The 13321-nt window shown below is 61.7% G+C and carries 11 protein-coding genes; 7 read left to right on the top strand and 4 right to left on the bottom strand.

Annotation, left to right across the window (positions count from 1 at the left end):
- The first annotated feature begins 39 nt into the window (after positions 1 to 39).
- Both DES45_RS25270 and DES45_RS21210 read left to right on the top strand, forming a co-directional pair.
- On the top strand, positions 40 to 2163 hold the full coding sequence (locus DES45_RS25270) for a Calx-beta domain-containing protein (protein WP_210210248.1): 2124 nt from the start codon (positions 40 to 42) through the stop codon (positions 2161 to 2163).
- Positions 2164 to 2500: 337 nt separating this feature from the next.
- A complete protein-coding gene (locus DES45_RS21210; RefSeq protein ID WP_114772357.1) occupies positions 2501 to 3100 on the top strand; it encodes a hypothetical protein in 600 nt (199 codons plus the stop codon).
- A 3-nt stretch (positions 3101 to 3103) separates the two neighbouring features.
- Here the strand turns inward: DES45_RS21210 and DES45_RS21205 are convergent, their stop codons facing one another.
- Both DES45_RS21205 and DES45_RS21200 read right to left on the bottom strand, forming a co-directional pair.
- Positions 3104 to 3580: a hypothetical protein gene (locus DES45_RS21205; protein WP_114772355.1), complete on the bottom strand. Its 477-nt coding sequence runs from the start codon at positions 3578 to 3580 to the stop codon at positions 3104 to 3106.
- A 349-nt stretch (positions 3581 to 3929) separates the two neighbouring features.
- A complete protein-coding gene (locus DES45_RS21200) occupies positions 3930 to 6122 on the bottom strand; it encodes a sensor histidine kinase (protein WP_147282460.1) in 2193 nt (730 codons plus the stop codon).
- 32 nt (positions 6123 to 6154) lie between these two features.
- Here DES45_RS21200 and DES45_RS21195 point away from each other — a divergent pair, with 32 nt between their 5' ends.
- Together DES45_RS21195 and DES45_RS21190 are read left to right on the top strand one after the other, a co-directional pair.
- Positions 6155 to 7015, top strand: a complete 861-nt coding sequence (locus tag DES45_RS21195) for a LuxR C-terminal-related transcriptional regulator (RefSeq protein WP_245571824.1) — start codon at positions 6155 to 6157, stop codon at positions 7013 to 7015.
- A gap of 95 nt (positions 7016 to 7110) precedes the next feature.
- Positions 7111 to 7653: a hypothetical protein gene (locus DES45_RS21190; protein WP_114772349.1), complete on the top strand. Its 543-nt coding sequence runs from the start codon at positions 7111 to 7113 to the stop codon at positions 7651 to 7653.
- 148 nt (positions 7654 to 7801) lie between these two features.
- On the opposite strand, the gene DES45_RS21185 is transcribed toward DES45_RS21190, so the two are convergent.
- Positions 7802 to 8755, bottom strand: coding sequence for a LysR family transcriptional regulator (locus DES45_RS21185; protein ID WP_114772347.1), 954 nt, complete (start codon positions 8753 to 8755; stop codon positions 7802 to 7804).
- 120 nt (positions 8756 to 8875) lie between these two features.
- Between DES45_RS21185 and DES45_RS21180 the strand changes: the two genes are divergently transcribed.
- Together DES45_RS21180 and DES45_RS21175 are read left to right on the top strand one after the other, a co-directional pair.
- Entirely contained in the window at positions 8876 to 9355 is a 480-nt protein-coding gene (locus tag DES45_RS21180; protein ID WP_114772345.1) for a cupin domain-containing protein, read from the top strand.
- Between the two features lie 406 nt (positions 9356 to 9761).
- Positions 9762 to 11243, top strand: a complete 1482-nt coding sequence (locus DES45_RS21175; protein WP_114772343.1) for a methyl-accepting chemotaxis protein — start codon at positions 9762 to 9764, stop codon at positions 11241 to 11243.
- Positions 11244 to 11362: 119 nt separating this feature from the next.
- Here DES45_RS21175 and DES45_RS21170 read toward each other — a convergent pair whose 3' ends face one another.
- Entirely contained in the window at positions 11363 to 11602 is a 240-nt protein-coding gene (locus DES45_RS21170) for a hypothetical protein (protein WP_147282459.1), read from the bottom strand.
- Between the two features lie 241 nt (positions 11603 to 11843).
- On the opposite strand from DES45_RS21170, the gene cls reads away from it, so the two are divergent.
- Complete coding sequence (cls, locus tag DES45_RS21165) at positions 11844 to 13283, top strand: cardiolipin synthase (RefSeq protein WP_114772414.1); 1440 nt, start codon at positions 11844 to 11846, stop codon at positions 13281 to 13283.
- The last annotated feature ends 38 nt before the right edge of the window (positions 13284 to 13321 follow it).

Here is a 13321-nt window from a genome sequence, read left to right as displayed (position 1 = left end):
GCGGCGGGCGACTTCGGCACGCTGCCGACGAACACGGTGGTGTTCGGGGCCGGCCAGGCGAACGCGACGATCACCCTGCCGGTGGCGGACGACACGGAAATTGAACGAAATGAAACATTTACGCTCAATCTGGCGGTGCCGACGAACGGCAACGCGGTGCTGGGCGACGGCTCGGCCACCGGCACACTCATCAGTAACGACCTGCCGGTGCTCACTCTTACGGCAGGCCAAACGGGCCTGAATGAAGGTGATTCTGGAACCGTCACCTACACCTACACGGTGACCCGCAGCAGCGATATCGGCTCCTCCACGGTTCTTTGGTCAGCCATGGGATCCGGCAACAACCCGGCTTCGAATGGCGACTTCACCGGGCCAATGAACGGAACGATCACGTTCGCAGACGGAGAGGTCAGCAAGTCCTTCACGGTCACAGTCGTCGGCGATACGGACCCGGAGGCGAACGAGCAGTTCACCGTCTCCCTCTCCGATGCAACGGGTGCTACCATCGGCACGGGAAGCGTGAACAATCTGATCAATAACGATGACGTTCCGGCAGGAACCCCAGCGCTATCGATCACCGCCGTTCAAGCCGTCCAGAACGAAGGAAATTCCGGAACGACGACCTATGTCTTCACGGTCACCCGCACCAATGCGGCTGGAACGACTTCACACGTGGACTGGGATCTGGCTGGAATAGGCCTCAATCCTGCAGCAGCCAGTGACTTTACTGGTGTTACCAGCGGAACCATAGATTTCGACTTGGGTCAGGAAACGGCCCAGATTACCGTAACCGTGATCGGCGATACGGACGATGAGGAGGATGAAACCTTCTCCGTTCGCCTCTTTAATCCTACGGATGCCGTGATCGCGACTGGCGCTGGCAGCGCTCAAGCAACGATCAGGAATGACGACGATCCTCCTCTTCCTCCGGTACTCTCGATCGGGGATGTGACGATCGAGGAGGGGAATGGCGGTACTCGCTCGATGACCTTTATCGTCACTCGTTCGGGAAGCAACCTCTCACAGGGTGCTACCGTCGAATGGACGCTCAATCATATTACAACGGGCGCGAGTGACCTCGCCGCCGGCCAGCCAATCAATGGTGCGGTGGTCTTCCAAGCGGGTCAGACGGAGCAGACGATCACCGTTCAGGTGGCGGGAGACACGGATCTGGAGGGCAACGAGACCTTCACGATCAACCTGACCAACGCGGTAGGAGCAACCATCGGCGACGCCAGCGGTCTTGGCACAATTACCAACGATGATAGACCTCAGAACGCCCCCCCGACGGCTCCGACCCTTAGTAACGCTACGGCCAAGGAATACGAGGCGGCGGGCACGCTTGTGGGCACGCTCTCCTCGACCGACCCGGACGGCGACCGGCTCACCTACACGCTCCTCGACAATGCCGGCGGGCGCTTCAAGCTCGATGGCAACCAGATCCTGGTCGAGAACGGCTTCAAGCTCGACTACGAGCAGGCGGCCTCCCACACCATTAAGGTGAGGGTCAGCGACGGCACGCATGTGGTCGACAAGGACCTCACCATCTCGGTGCTCGACGTGGGCCCGACGGAGATCACCGCCGGTTCGGCTGACCATGACGTGTTCTGGGGCGGGGCTGGCAATGACAGCCTCTCGGGCGGGCTCGGCAACGACCGGCTGCTTGGTCGGGGTGGAAACGACATCCTCAAGGGCGAAGCCGGCAACGACGTGCTCGGCGGCGGCGAGGGCAAGGACAAGCTCACCGGCGGCAAGGGCAAGACGAGTCAGGATGCGTTCGTGTTCGACACCAAGCTGATCGATGCCAAGGGCAAGCCGAACAAGTCGCTGGCCAACAAGAGCAAGGACCAGATCCTCGACTTCGGGCCGAAGTACGACAGCATCTGGTTCGACGATGCGGCATTCACCAACAAGACCATCGCCAAGTACCTGAAGAACAAGGGGGCGTCGCTCGACAAGCCGGTGAAGATGAAGGCGAGCTTCTTCAAGGTGGGCGACAAGGCCGCCGACAAGGACGACTTCTTCATCTACAACGCCCGGACCAAGAAGCTGTACTTCGACGTGGACGGCTCCGGCTCGGCCGCCATGGTGGAGATCGCCAGCCTCAAGCTCCAGAAGGGCGAGGGCACGACCCTCACCTGGAAGGACTTCTTCTTCATCTGACGACAATCAATGCCCCTCCCGTCCTGCTATGGGAGGGGCTCTGTCCCGGTGGGCCCGAGCGGTGGCGTTCGGGTCGGCAGGTTTTCGAGGTCAGCATCTTTGAGTTGACCTCGAAACCTTCGGCCTCAGCACATGCTGAAACTGGAACTGTCAAACGAACCGCTCCAAGCTATCGGAAGTGTCGCTTCGGCTCATCGAGGGGCATGAAAAGAAGCGAAGCCTCTGCACTGAGTTGCGGAGGCTTTGCCATTTTTGGATGCGGGCAGAGTGATGGATCTCGTGCCCGGTCTCGATCCGTCTGCTCCAGGTCTTTCACCGCATCCGATCGGCCCCGGCGATGGCCTTCCGGGTGGTGGACGCGCAATACGCCTATGACCGGGCCCTGAAGCTCGGCGCCAAGCCGGTCCAGACCCAGACTGGCCCCAACGAGCTGGAGATCCCGGCCATCGAGGGCATCGGCGGGCTCCAGATCTACCTGGTCGACCGCTACGGCCAGAAGGGCTCGATCTACGACGTGGACTTCGAGTGGCTTGGCGAACCCGATCCCCGCCCGCACGGGGTCGGCCTGCACTACATCGACCACCTGACCCACAACGTCTATCGCGGGCGCCTGAACGAGTGGGCAGCCTTCTACGAGAAGCTCTTCAACCTCCGGCAGATCCCAAGTCGCTCCTCGTATCTGTTCGGCCCTTGTGCAGAGCAGGCAACGAACAAGCTCCTTTTGCCAGTGTACCGAGATGCTGGCCTAGTGGGACGTCGAATGTCCATTACCGCGGGACCAGCCGCGGCTGGCCTGCGTCGCTGCCAGCCGCACCTTCGGGGCTTCTGTTTACGGCAATGGGAGCAACGCCGATACGGAACGGAGATTCCGCCTCGGGCAGGCTTGTTTGGAGTTGAGGCGGGTTTTGTGGGTCGACGGTCCCGATGGAGATGTTGAAGCTCAAATATACCGCCAGTTGCCTGGTTTCGGCCCGCTACGGCGGGTGAGTTCGTCCGCGGTCAAGATGGACGGGATTGTGGTTCGGATTGATTGGACCAAGGTGATCCCGACAATGCAAGCCAAGGCTGCGATCTGAACGAGGATCAGTTGCGCTTGGGGGAGGGCGCCTGGCGCCTCAAGACCGCTTCCACTGCGTTCTACAGACAGGGTGATGACGAGCTGTGCGGCCAGCGCGGAGATTCCGATCCAGACGCTGCGGTTGGCCGCCGTGAGCAAAGAGCCCGACAGCTGCAGGCCGACGATCATGAGGAGGTAGAAGCGCATCGTGTCTGCGCCCGGAGATCGCAAGGCGCTCAGATCGCTGTACGGCCCCGCCAGAATGACAAGCGCATGTGCCCAGAAGACCGACGTCAGCGCGAAACGGACTGCCGAGGCGGCTCCGGAAGAGAAGGGTGGTTGAGCGTGAGGGTCGTTCATGCCGATATGCCTGCCGCAACCAGAAGAGGATACGTTCAGTGAAAGAACGCACTGGAGTTGTTTCCTAAGGTAAAATGCGCGGATTTGGGCCTTAGGACCAATCGAATGATCGCATGCAGCTCATTGATGACGTGGATGGAGGGCAGCTGCCTGTTTGGGAACTCTGCGGCAGGCGATGCTGCAGAACACGCTCCCGCCGTTTGAAGACGGATGCGCCGGCATAAGCGCCTCCAGCCGTGGGGGCGGCGTCAAGAGCACCATCGCGGCCTGTGTCGTATGCACGGAATTGCTCTGCGCCGGGCCGATTGGTCCCGTCAATGGCCGCGGACAGGCTTTCCTCTTCGGCGCCTCAGGGCCGGCTGGCGTCCGACGCGGCGGTCAGAGCATCTTCCGTAGGTGCCGTAACCGGAGAAATCGGAAACTCGAGGCTGATCGTGGTGCCGGGTCCGTCCGCCGCGACGGTGAGGCTCCCCCCGATATCGGCCATTCTCTGGGCCGTGCTGGAAAGGCCCAGGCCCGAGGACAGCCGCGAGCTCGCGGCCTGCGGCAGACCGACGCCGTCGTCGCCGACCTCGATCTGCACGCGCTCCCCCTTTGCAGTCACGCGAACGGTGATCATGCTCGCTTGCGCGTGCTTCAGGGCATTGCTCACGATTTCCCGCATGGTGGAAACGAGGTTGTTGTACGTGCCGTACGCGAGCAGGGTAGGGTTGAAGTCTTCGGCGGCCGGCCATGAGATCCGCAGACCGGCCGCTTCCACCCGCTCGATCGTCTCATGCCGCAGATCGGCCAGCACCTCGCCCAGAGGGCGGGTCTTGCCCGTCAATCCGCCGATCACCACCCGCAAATCGGCCATCGCAGAGCGGATCGTTTCCCGGGTCTCGGGCAGATCCGGCTTGTGGAGGCTGGTCAGGAGGCGGGCTCCCACATCATCGTGCAGGTCCCGGGCGATGCGTCGACGCTCTTCCATGGCGCCGCGCTCGAAGGCCTGGCGGCTGTTGTCCGCCTGCTGGACCAGCGCGGTGGCCTGTGCCGCAACCGCTACGTGGTTCGGATTGAACAACCCTCTTCCTCCCCAGGGATAGCGGAGGGCGAGGGCAGGGGAAACCGAGGTGGTCGGCAGGATCATCTCCAGGCCATCGTGGCCGATGACGGGTGCGGGAACCGGCTCGGTGAGAACTTCTGCCTCGAGGGGATCGAAGAGGCGCTCCATCAGGTCGCGCCAGCGTTGGGACCTCACCTCCGGCGAGGGCGACAGCACCACCTCGACAATCCGTTGAAACAGTTCCTCGTTCGACACGTTCGGCGTCGCCGTGAGACGGCGCCAGAGAAAGTCCCTGAGGGGCAGATAGCCGAAGCCCACGACCAGGAAGGACAAGCCGAGCGAAAGGCCGTAATCGAGCCTCAGAACGAAGATGAGGGCCGCATCGATGGCGAAGAGCATCAGGGCTGCGGCGAAGTAGAAGGCGAGGCGGAAGGCCCATTCGCCGAGTTCGAACAGCCGATAGCGGCTCACGCCCACGGCGATGCCGGCATAGATCAGGACCAGGAAGATGAAGGCAGCCGCCTGGCTTAGGACCGGCTCCAGCCCGAGCAGGAGGGGGCCGCTCACGAAAGCGATGAACGTGCAGGTTCCGATCGCCACGCAGGTGCCGAGCCAGCGGATGATCGCCCGTGAGGCTGGATCCCGCGCTGTGGCGATCCACTGGGCGGCGATCGCCACGAAGATCAGGATGAAGAAGGTGGCGACGAGGCCATGAATTCCGTAGGTCGGACTCGGGAGCCAGTGGAACGCGTCGAGGAGGAACCAGGCGAGGCCCACGCAGGCGATGAGCTGCAGGGTTCGGGGGCCTACGAGCCGGCGGGGATAGACGAGGAAGAGAAGTGCGAGACCCCCGCTGCAGATGAGCCCTCCAAGATGGTTGGTGAACGAAAGCGCCTGGAAGAGCATCCCTCCTAGCGCAATCTCGCGGCTGCTGTAGACCGCCGCCATGGTGGCGGACAGAAAGAGGCCGATGCCGCTCAGGCCGAAGAGGCGCGCCCCGGCGTCGCCTTGGCGTAGGGCCCAGATCCAAGTGCTGATCAGCAGCCCGCCGAGCCCGCATGCGATCTGGATCCAGAACCCGGCCGGCAGATCGGAGAGAGGCCGCGGCCTCGGAGAGATGGTCGATTCCGTCTGATATCCAGCGGCGTTCTCGAAGCCGATGCGCAGGGATGGCTTCTCCAAGGCCGAGCGGAGCAGCGCCTGCCTGTCCATGAAGGCTTCGACGGACGAATAAGGCGAGAGCTGATCGGGGTCCTCCGTCAGATCGGAGGCTTTGAGGGGAAAGCCGTCGAGAGCCTTCAGAAAGCGAGGCTCGCGCAGGTGGGATGACGGTCCGGTCGGGTGGACGGCGAGGACCAGGACGGTATCGCTGGTCTGACCCGGCGCCAGCCGCAACCCGAGCCAGGGCGGCTGAAGCGCCATCCAGACGGCGCCGGCCGAGGTGAGGGCTCCACAAACGAGAGCGGCCAAAATGACGAACAGGGGAGATCTACGCACAGGTTGAAGCTCAGACGCGCTTCGGCAATCGCTTGCTGAACGACGGAGGATACAGGTTTTGGACGAAAACTGAATATCATATCGTGATGTGTGCTGCTACACTACATCCCGATTCAGGGAGGGGCTCGGCGACCGGTCATCTTGCCTGTCGCCCCGGTCGAATTAGTTATGTTGTTTCGAAATCTGTTTCCATGGACCAGGAACCATTGCCGCCAAACATGAATGCAGAACCCTCTTTTGCGCTGGTGATCGAGGATCTGCCTGACACCCGGGAGTGGCTATGTGCCGTTCTGAGGCAGACCTTTCCGGAACAGCAGATCGAAGCCTTTCCGACCCTTGCCACGGCACGTGCATGGCTGTCGGCCGCGGGAGCCGAGCGTCTGGCCAAGGTCAGGCTGGCGTTGGTCGATATCGGCCTGCCCGACGGCTCGGGGATCGACCTGATCCGTGAGCTTGTCGATTGCTGCCCCGGCATCATTCCGATCGTTGCGACGATCTTCGACGACGACGACCATCTCTTCGACGCGATCGCCGCCGGCGCTCAGGGATATCTGCTCAAGAACCAGGAGCAGGCCGTGCTGGCTCATTACCTGCGTCGGATCGAAAGCGGAGAACCGCCGGTTTCACCGTCGATTGCACGCCGCATGTTCTCGTATTTTCGGGAAAAGTCGGGCGCAAGGAGCAAGGCTCCCGAGCAGGGCGAGGCGCTCACGCCACGGGAGATGGAGGTTCTCGCCCTCCTGGGAGTCGGCTCCCGTGTGCCCGAGGTGGCCTATCGCCTCGGCCTGACGGAGCATACGGTGGCGACCTATGTCAAAACCATCTACCGAAAACTGAAGATCTCGTCCCGAGCCGAGGCGGCGCTGGAAGCGTCCCGTCGCGGACTGATCTGACCCTCCCGGAATCGGGGATACCCGCCTTCCCCTGGGATTCCTATAACCGGCCCCAGGGTTGCCGCTCATGCGGCATCAGTGGGTGAGGCAAGTCCGTGTCGGCGATTCTTGTTCGTGTTCTGGCGTCCCGTTGGATCGTGGTCCTCAGTTGCGCAGGACTGACGGTTCTGTTGTGGGGCAGTGGCTTCGGCCGCCTGGCAGCCTTCGACAGCGATTTCGAGACGACCACTGCGTCCTTCGCGCAGGCAGAGACGCTCCTGATCTTCGCGATCATCGTCGTGCAGCTGACCGGCCTGCTCCTGATGCTGTCGGATCGGTGGATATGGCTGGGCACCGTCGCCTTGGCAGGGCTTGCCTTGTTGACCCTCCCGGGCTCCCGGCCCTGGACTCCCCTGGAGGAGAGCGGCGGAAGCCTCTGGGCCGCCGTGGAGTATCTCTCCGCCTTTGCGATCTTTCTTCTGGCTCCCATCCTGTCCTCCCTGGTCAGGGGCAGCACTGCAATGCCCGATCCTTTCGCCGGGGCGTCGGATCATTCGTGGAGGCAGATGGTCATGGTCGAAGAAGCTGGCTCCCGAACCGTGCGCCTTCGTCGGAGTTCGCCGCACCATATCTTCGACGTCTCTACGCCAGCCCCGTGAAGTCGCCGATACCGGCTCTGCCGCCATCACGATAGAGTTTCAATGACCAAGATGTTTTGATCGACAATCTGGTTTTCCGCGTCGACAACTTGAAAGCCCGTGCAAGGTTATGCGCGGGCTTCTGTTTTCGATCCGGCAGATGCGGGCTTCAAGACGACGCCTGATCGTCGGGCTCGCTCCAGATTGCCCGGACACTCTCCAGGATCTGCTGCCTCAGCCAGCGGTGTGCCGGATTGTCGGTATGACGGTTATGCCAGTAGAGCTTGATCTCGGGGATCGGCACCGGAATCGGCGGCTCGAAGACGGCGAGGTTGAGCGACGGCGCCACCACGTGGGCGAATTGCGACGGGACTGCCGCAATGAATTTTCCCTTGGCCACGACAAGCGCGACGCTCTGGAAGTGCGGCAGCGCGAGGCTCACCCTTCGCTTGCGGCCGAGGCTCGACAGAGCATCGTCGATGTAGCCCTGCATGCTGCCGTCGATCGATCGGATCGCGTGCGGCATTTCGCAGAAGAGGTCGAGTGGAAAGGCGGATCCTGGCCGGACCTTTCCGGCCAGCGCCGGGTGGCCGGCCGGCGCGATGATCGCGAATGGCGACGCGAACAGCAGTTCCGTCGCGATCCAGTCCGGAATTGTCAAAGGCCGCTCGAGAGCCGCATCGATCGAATCCTCCTGGAGGAGGCGGGTGATGTCGCCCTTGGCGCTGTCCAGAAAACGCAAGGCGATCTTCGGCGCCTTGGCGGCGATGCGGGTTGCGAGATCCGGCATCAGCAGCATCGAAAAGAAGTCCGCGCCCAATAGCGTGAACGTGCGCTCCGCCGCGCCGGGATCGAAGGTCCTGTCGCCTGCAAGAGCGGACTCGAGCTTGCCGAGCGCGTCGCGGATCGGCTCGGCCAGGTTCTCGGCCCGCGGGGTGGGAACCATGTCGTTCCCGCGACGAACGAAGAGCTGATCGTCAAGAAGGTGCCGCAGCCGATTGAGGGCGGCGCTGACGGCCGGCTGGCTGAGGCCGAGGGCTTCGCCGGCGCGCGTCACGCTCCGCTCTCGCATAAGCGCGTCGAAAACGTGGATGAGGTTCAGGTCGAACGCAGCAAAATTCATGAATCTAATAGGCCCCATAGCAACATTCGATTTCCATTCAAGTCCTCTCAGACCTAACCAAGGGGAAGGACGAAAACTCGAAAATTGCAGTCCAAACAAGATTAGATAGGAGTTATTACCATGTCCAATCAGGTATCATCCAGAAAAGCGGAAGCCCTGTGGTTCGGCAACACTCTGGTCAAGATTCTTCTGAGTTCCAGCCATGGTCGCGACGGCACCGCGGTCATTGAGCACCGCATGCCCCATGGCGACTCGCCTCCGATGCATGTCCATCGCAACGAGGATGAGATCTTCCATATCATCGAAGGGAAGATGCGCTTCCAGGTGGGCCAGGAGCAGATTGTGGTGGGAGCGGGTGAAACTGTGGTCGCCCCCAAGGGCATCCCCCATACGTTTCGTGTCGAGTCGGCCGACGGCGTCCGCTGCCTGACCGTGACCAAGGGGCCCGATTTCGAAGGGTTGATCCGCATGGCCGGCAGGCCCGTCACGGTCGAGGAGCTTCCCCCGGCCATGGGCGCCCCCACCCCGGAGATGATCGAGGCCCTTATAAAAGCCTGCCAGACCAACAATATCGATGTTGTCGGGGCTCCTCTCTCCTGATTTCGGACACTGGACTTATTTTAGTCGATTACTTCTACACATCCATTTGTCGACGGGATGACGGGCAGGTCGGAAGACCGCCCGTCATATTTTTTGCTCAAACTCATCGGGCGGAAAGTCGAGGCTGCGGCTGTCGGAAGCGTGCTCACTCCTGTTCCAGCGGGGTCTCTCTTCAATTCGTCTCTAGGGTCGCTTGAGCCCGTGTCCTTGACATTCTCAAGGCAGTGGACAGATCAGCTCTTCAGTTCCCCAAGCGGCCGAAGAATCCTTTCTCAGAAAGTTACGCTACGTTAGGGAATTTTGGTCCAAATTACACCAATTCGATTCAGGGCAGGGAACACTCGGCGCGGTCTGCGGGTCAGGCGCCGGGATCGTTTTGTCTGTCCGCACAAGAGGGACTCGCCACATGGGCGTCTTCGGATTCATCAACGAGGAGAAAGAGAAGCTGAGGGCGCTCGACCGCTCGCAGGCCATCATCGAATTCACCCTTGATGGGACGATCCTTGCAGCCAACGAGAACTTTCTCGCCTGCATGGGTTATCGGCTGGAGGACATCTGCGGCCGGCATCACTCCATGTTCGTTGATCCTGGTGAACGGACCAGCCAGGAATACCGCGCGTTCTGGGCCTCCCTTGCCGCCGGTGAGTACCGCTCATCCGAGTTCAGGCGCGTCGGCAAGGACGGACGCGAGGTCTGGATCCAGGCTTCCTACAACCCGATCCTCGGGCGTGACGGCAAACCCCGGAAGATCGTCAAGATCGCGTCCGACATCACGCAGCAGAAGCATCGGAACATCGAGTTCGAAAGCCAGATCAACGCAATCCGTCGATCTCAAGCGGTCATCGAGTTCGCCCTGGATGGAACGATCCTGTCCGCAAACGACAATTTTCTGTCTTTGATGGGCTACGCCTTGGAGGAGATCGAGGGCAGGCATCATCACATCTTCGTCGAGCCGAACTCGAGGGACAGCGAGCCATACCGGCAGTTCTGGGCTGCGCTTTCGCGGGGCGAGTACCAGTCGGCGGAGTACAGGCGCTTCGGCAAAGGAGGGAAAGAGGTCTGGATCCAGGCCTCCTACAATCCCATCCTCGGCATGAACGGGCGGCCATACAAGGTCGTGAAGTTCGCGACCGACGTCACGAACCAGGTCAATGAGCGTCTGAGACGTTCCGAACTCCAGCGCTCCATCGCTGCAGACATCGGCGATATCACCGGCGCCGTCTCAGAGGTGGTCGCTCTCACCTCCGACGTCGCAGGAGCGTCGCACAAGACATCGGCGAACCTGCAGAGCGTCGCGTCCGGTGCGGAGCAATTGGCCGCGTCGATCCGCGAAATCGGCCAACAGGTTGGCATCGCCCTCGACATCTCCACCGAGGCTGTGCGGCAGGGAAGCCGGACAACCAATGTTGCGTCGGGTCTCACAATATCTGCGCAGAAGATCGGCGAAGTCATCACGCTGATCGAGAGCATCGCGTCTCAGACCAATCTTTTGGCGCTGAACGCGACGATCGAGGCGGCACGCGCGGGGGAGGCGGGCCGGGGGTTCGCGGTAGTTGCCTCAGAGGTCAAGGGTCTCGCTGCCCAGACCGCAAAGGCGACGGAGGAAATCAGCAGCCAGATCGAACAAAATCAGGCAGCAACGCGGAAGGTCGTCGAAGCAATCGATCTGATCACGGAGACCGTCCAGAAGATCAACGAGATCTCTCTCAGGATTTCGGCCGCCGTCGAGGAGCAGTCGACCGTCACGCAAGAGATGTCGGATGCGATGCAGACCGCGTCCCAAAGCGTATCCACGATCAGCGGAACCGTGAACGACATCGCACGATCCGCAGCATTGGTGGGGACAGCAACGGAGAAGGTACGGGAAGCTTCCGTCGCGATGGCCTAGACACGTCCGGCGCTTTACGTTCAGAGCGCCTGACAGGCCTCTCGCAAAGCCTCTGTCCGGAGGGCTCGGTCGGCAGGGCTGTCAGGAGTTCACGCCTGCCAGCTCAATCGCAAAGGCGCTCAGTTCACCGCGCTGCTGACTGCTTCCCCCATCTGGGCGGCCTCTGCCGCCAACAGCAGCGCGTTACCCAATTCGCGGGCATGGGCCGGCGTCATGGCGATGGGCATCTGGTGCCGGATCCCGCGGGCAAATTCGTCCGGCGTCGTCGCCAGCTCGATCACCATCATGGCGTCGCGGCCATCGATCGTGCCGACCGAAAACCGGGTGAGGGCGCCGATCACGTCAAAGTCTTGGGTCATCGAAATCTCCATCGATCATCTTGTGAGATCATTTACTCCTTTCCCCAGGGGCTTGTCTGCTCTCCAGCCAGAGAGTGGATAATATTACTTTTAGTCTTTGATGGTCTTCTTATAGGAAAAGGACTCGATCCGGAGCCCGAATTCTTGGCTCTGTTCCGACAGAAGGATCTCTGGTCGTTATGGTCATCGACTTCGGTCGATGCTACCGAAGCGGAACAAGTGCGGGATGATTGCGGGCCTCATGACCAGCTACTTCGGGACGATCTCGTGGGCGACCCTCTATCTGCTGTCGGAGTGGGCGATCCGGCTGGCGATGCTGGTCGTCGTTCCGTTCCGGCGCTCGCCCGAAGCCGCAAAAGGGTGGCTCCTGTTCTTCTTCTTCCTCCCTTGGCCAGCCCTCCTGGTCTACTTTCTGATCGGCCGCCCCGGATACCCGAAGTGGCGGCAGGAGCGGTTTGCCCGTTTGCCCGTCGTGTTCAAGGCTGCGACGGACCGCATCAAGGAGGTCACGGCGAAGGAGCAGCCGGATCTTCCGGCAAACCTGTCCCAGGCGGCCGTGCTGATCCAGAATCTCGGACGCTTTCCCAGTCTCGGCGGCAATGGGGCCGACCTTCTGTCGGATTACGACGGCACGATCGGGCGGATCGTCGAGGATATCGACCGGGCGAGATCCCACGTCCACCTCCTCTTCTATATCTTCGCCGATGACGAGACAGGTCATGCCGTCGTCGCCGCGCTGACACGTGCGGTCGGACGCGGCGTCACCTGCCGTGTCCTCATCGATGCGCTCGGGTCGCGGGCATGGTCGGCGAACGTCGTCGAAGCCCTGAAAGCGGGCGGCGTGTCGGTTCGCCTCGTCCTGCCGGTCGGGCTTCTCCGAAGGAAATCGGCGCGGGCCGACCTCCGCAACCACCGGAAGATCGCCGTGATCGATGGCGAGGTCGGCTATGTGGGCTCGCAGAACATCGTGAATTCCGACTTCAACCCGCGTGTGACGAACCAGGAACTCGTCGTTCGCGTGACCGGCCCGGCCGTGCTCGAACTTCAGGCCGTCTTCGTAGCCGACTGGTTTCTCGAGACCGAAGAGGTGCTCGACTCTCCCGCCCTGTTCCCTGAGCCCCGACCGGGCGGCAGGATCGTCGCCCAGGTTCTGCCGAGCGGCCCGGACTATCCCGAGGCGGGCGTGGAACGCCTCGTCGAAGCACTTGTCCACGGCGCACGCAGAAGAGTGGTCATCACCACACCCTATTTCATCCCGAATGAAGCTTTGCTCCACGCCCTTCAGACCGCCGTCCTGCGCGGCGTCGAAGTGCACCTGGTGCTGTCCCGTCCGGTCGACCAGGTCCTGGTGAACCTCGCCCAGAGGTCATATTATGCGGAACTCCTGGACGCGGGGATCGAGATCCACCTTTATCGGGACAAGCTGCTCCATGCCAAGCACTTGAGCATCGATCACGGCGTTTCGCTGATCGGCTCCAGCAACATCGACATGCGTTCCTTCATCCTCAATTCCGAGGTGAGCCTTGTTCTCTTCGACAGAGATCTCAATGCGCGCCTGCGCGAGGAGCAGGAGCGCTATTTCGCAGCCAGCGATCGTCTGGTCCGGTCGGAGTGGGCGAAGCGCAGGCTTTCGAAGAAGATCGTCGAGAACATCGCACGGTTGATGAGCCCCCTCCTTTGAGAGCCCAGAGCTCTCGTCGATTGCACACTGCGAACGGG

It is taken from the genome of Microvirga subterranea (assembly GCF_003350535.1).
GTDB classification, from domain to species: Bacteria; Pseudomonadota; Alphaproteobacteria; order Rhizobiales; family Beijerinckiaceae; genus Microvirga; species Microvirga subterranea.
This window is presented reverse-complemented; position numbering and strand designations above follow the sequence as displayed.

What these genes read in the sequence shown, in the direction of transcription:
- DES45_RS21180 (WP_114772345.1), top strand. Translation starts at nt 8,876, where the DNA reads ATGTCCAATCAGGTATCATCCAGAAAAGCGGAAGCCCTGTGGTTCGGC.
- DES45_RS21175 (WP_114772343.1), top strand. Translation starts at nt 9,762, where the DNA reads ATGGGCGTCTTCGGATTCATCAACGAGGAGAAAGAGAAGCTGAGGGCG.
- cls (WP_114772414.1), top strand. Translation starts at nt 11,844, where the DNA reads ATGACCAGCTACTTCGGGACGATCTCGTGGGCGACCCTCTATCTGCTG.
- DES45_RS21205 (WP_114772355.1), bottom strand. Translation starts at nt 3,580, where the DNA reads ATGAACGACCCTCACGCTCAACCACCCTTCTCTTCCGGAGCCGCCTCG.
- DES45_RS21210 (WP_114772357.1), top strand. Translation starts at nt 2,501, where the DNA reads ATGGCCTTCCGGGTGGTGGACGCGCAATACGCCTATGACCGGGCCCTG.
- DES45_RS21170 (WP_147282459.1), bottom strand. Translation starts at nt 11,602, where the DNA reads ATGACCCAAGACTTTGACGTGATCGGCGCCCTCACCCGGTTTTCGGTC.
- DES45_RS21185 (WP_114772347.1), bottom strand. Translation starts at nt 8,755, where the DNA reads ATGAATTTTGCTGCGTTCGACCTGAACCTCATCCACGTTTTCGACGCG.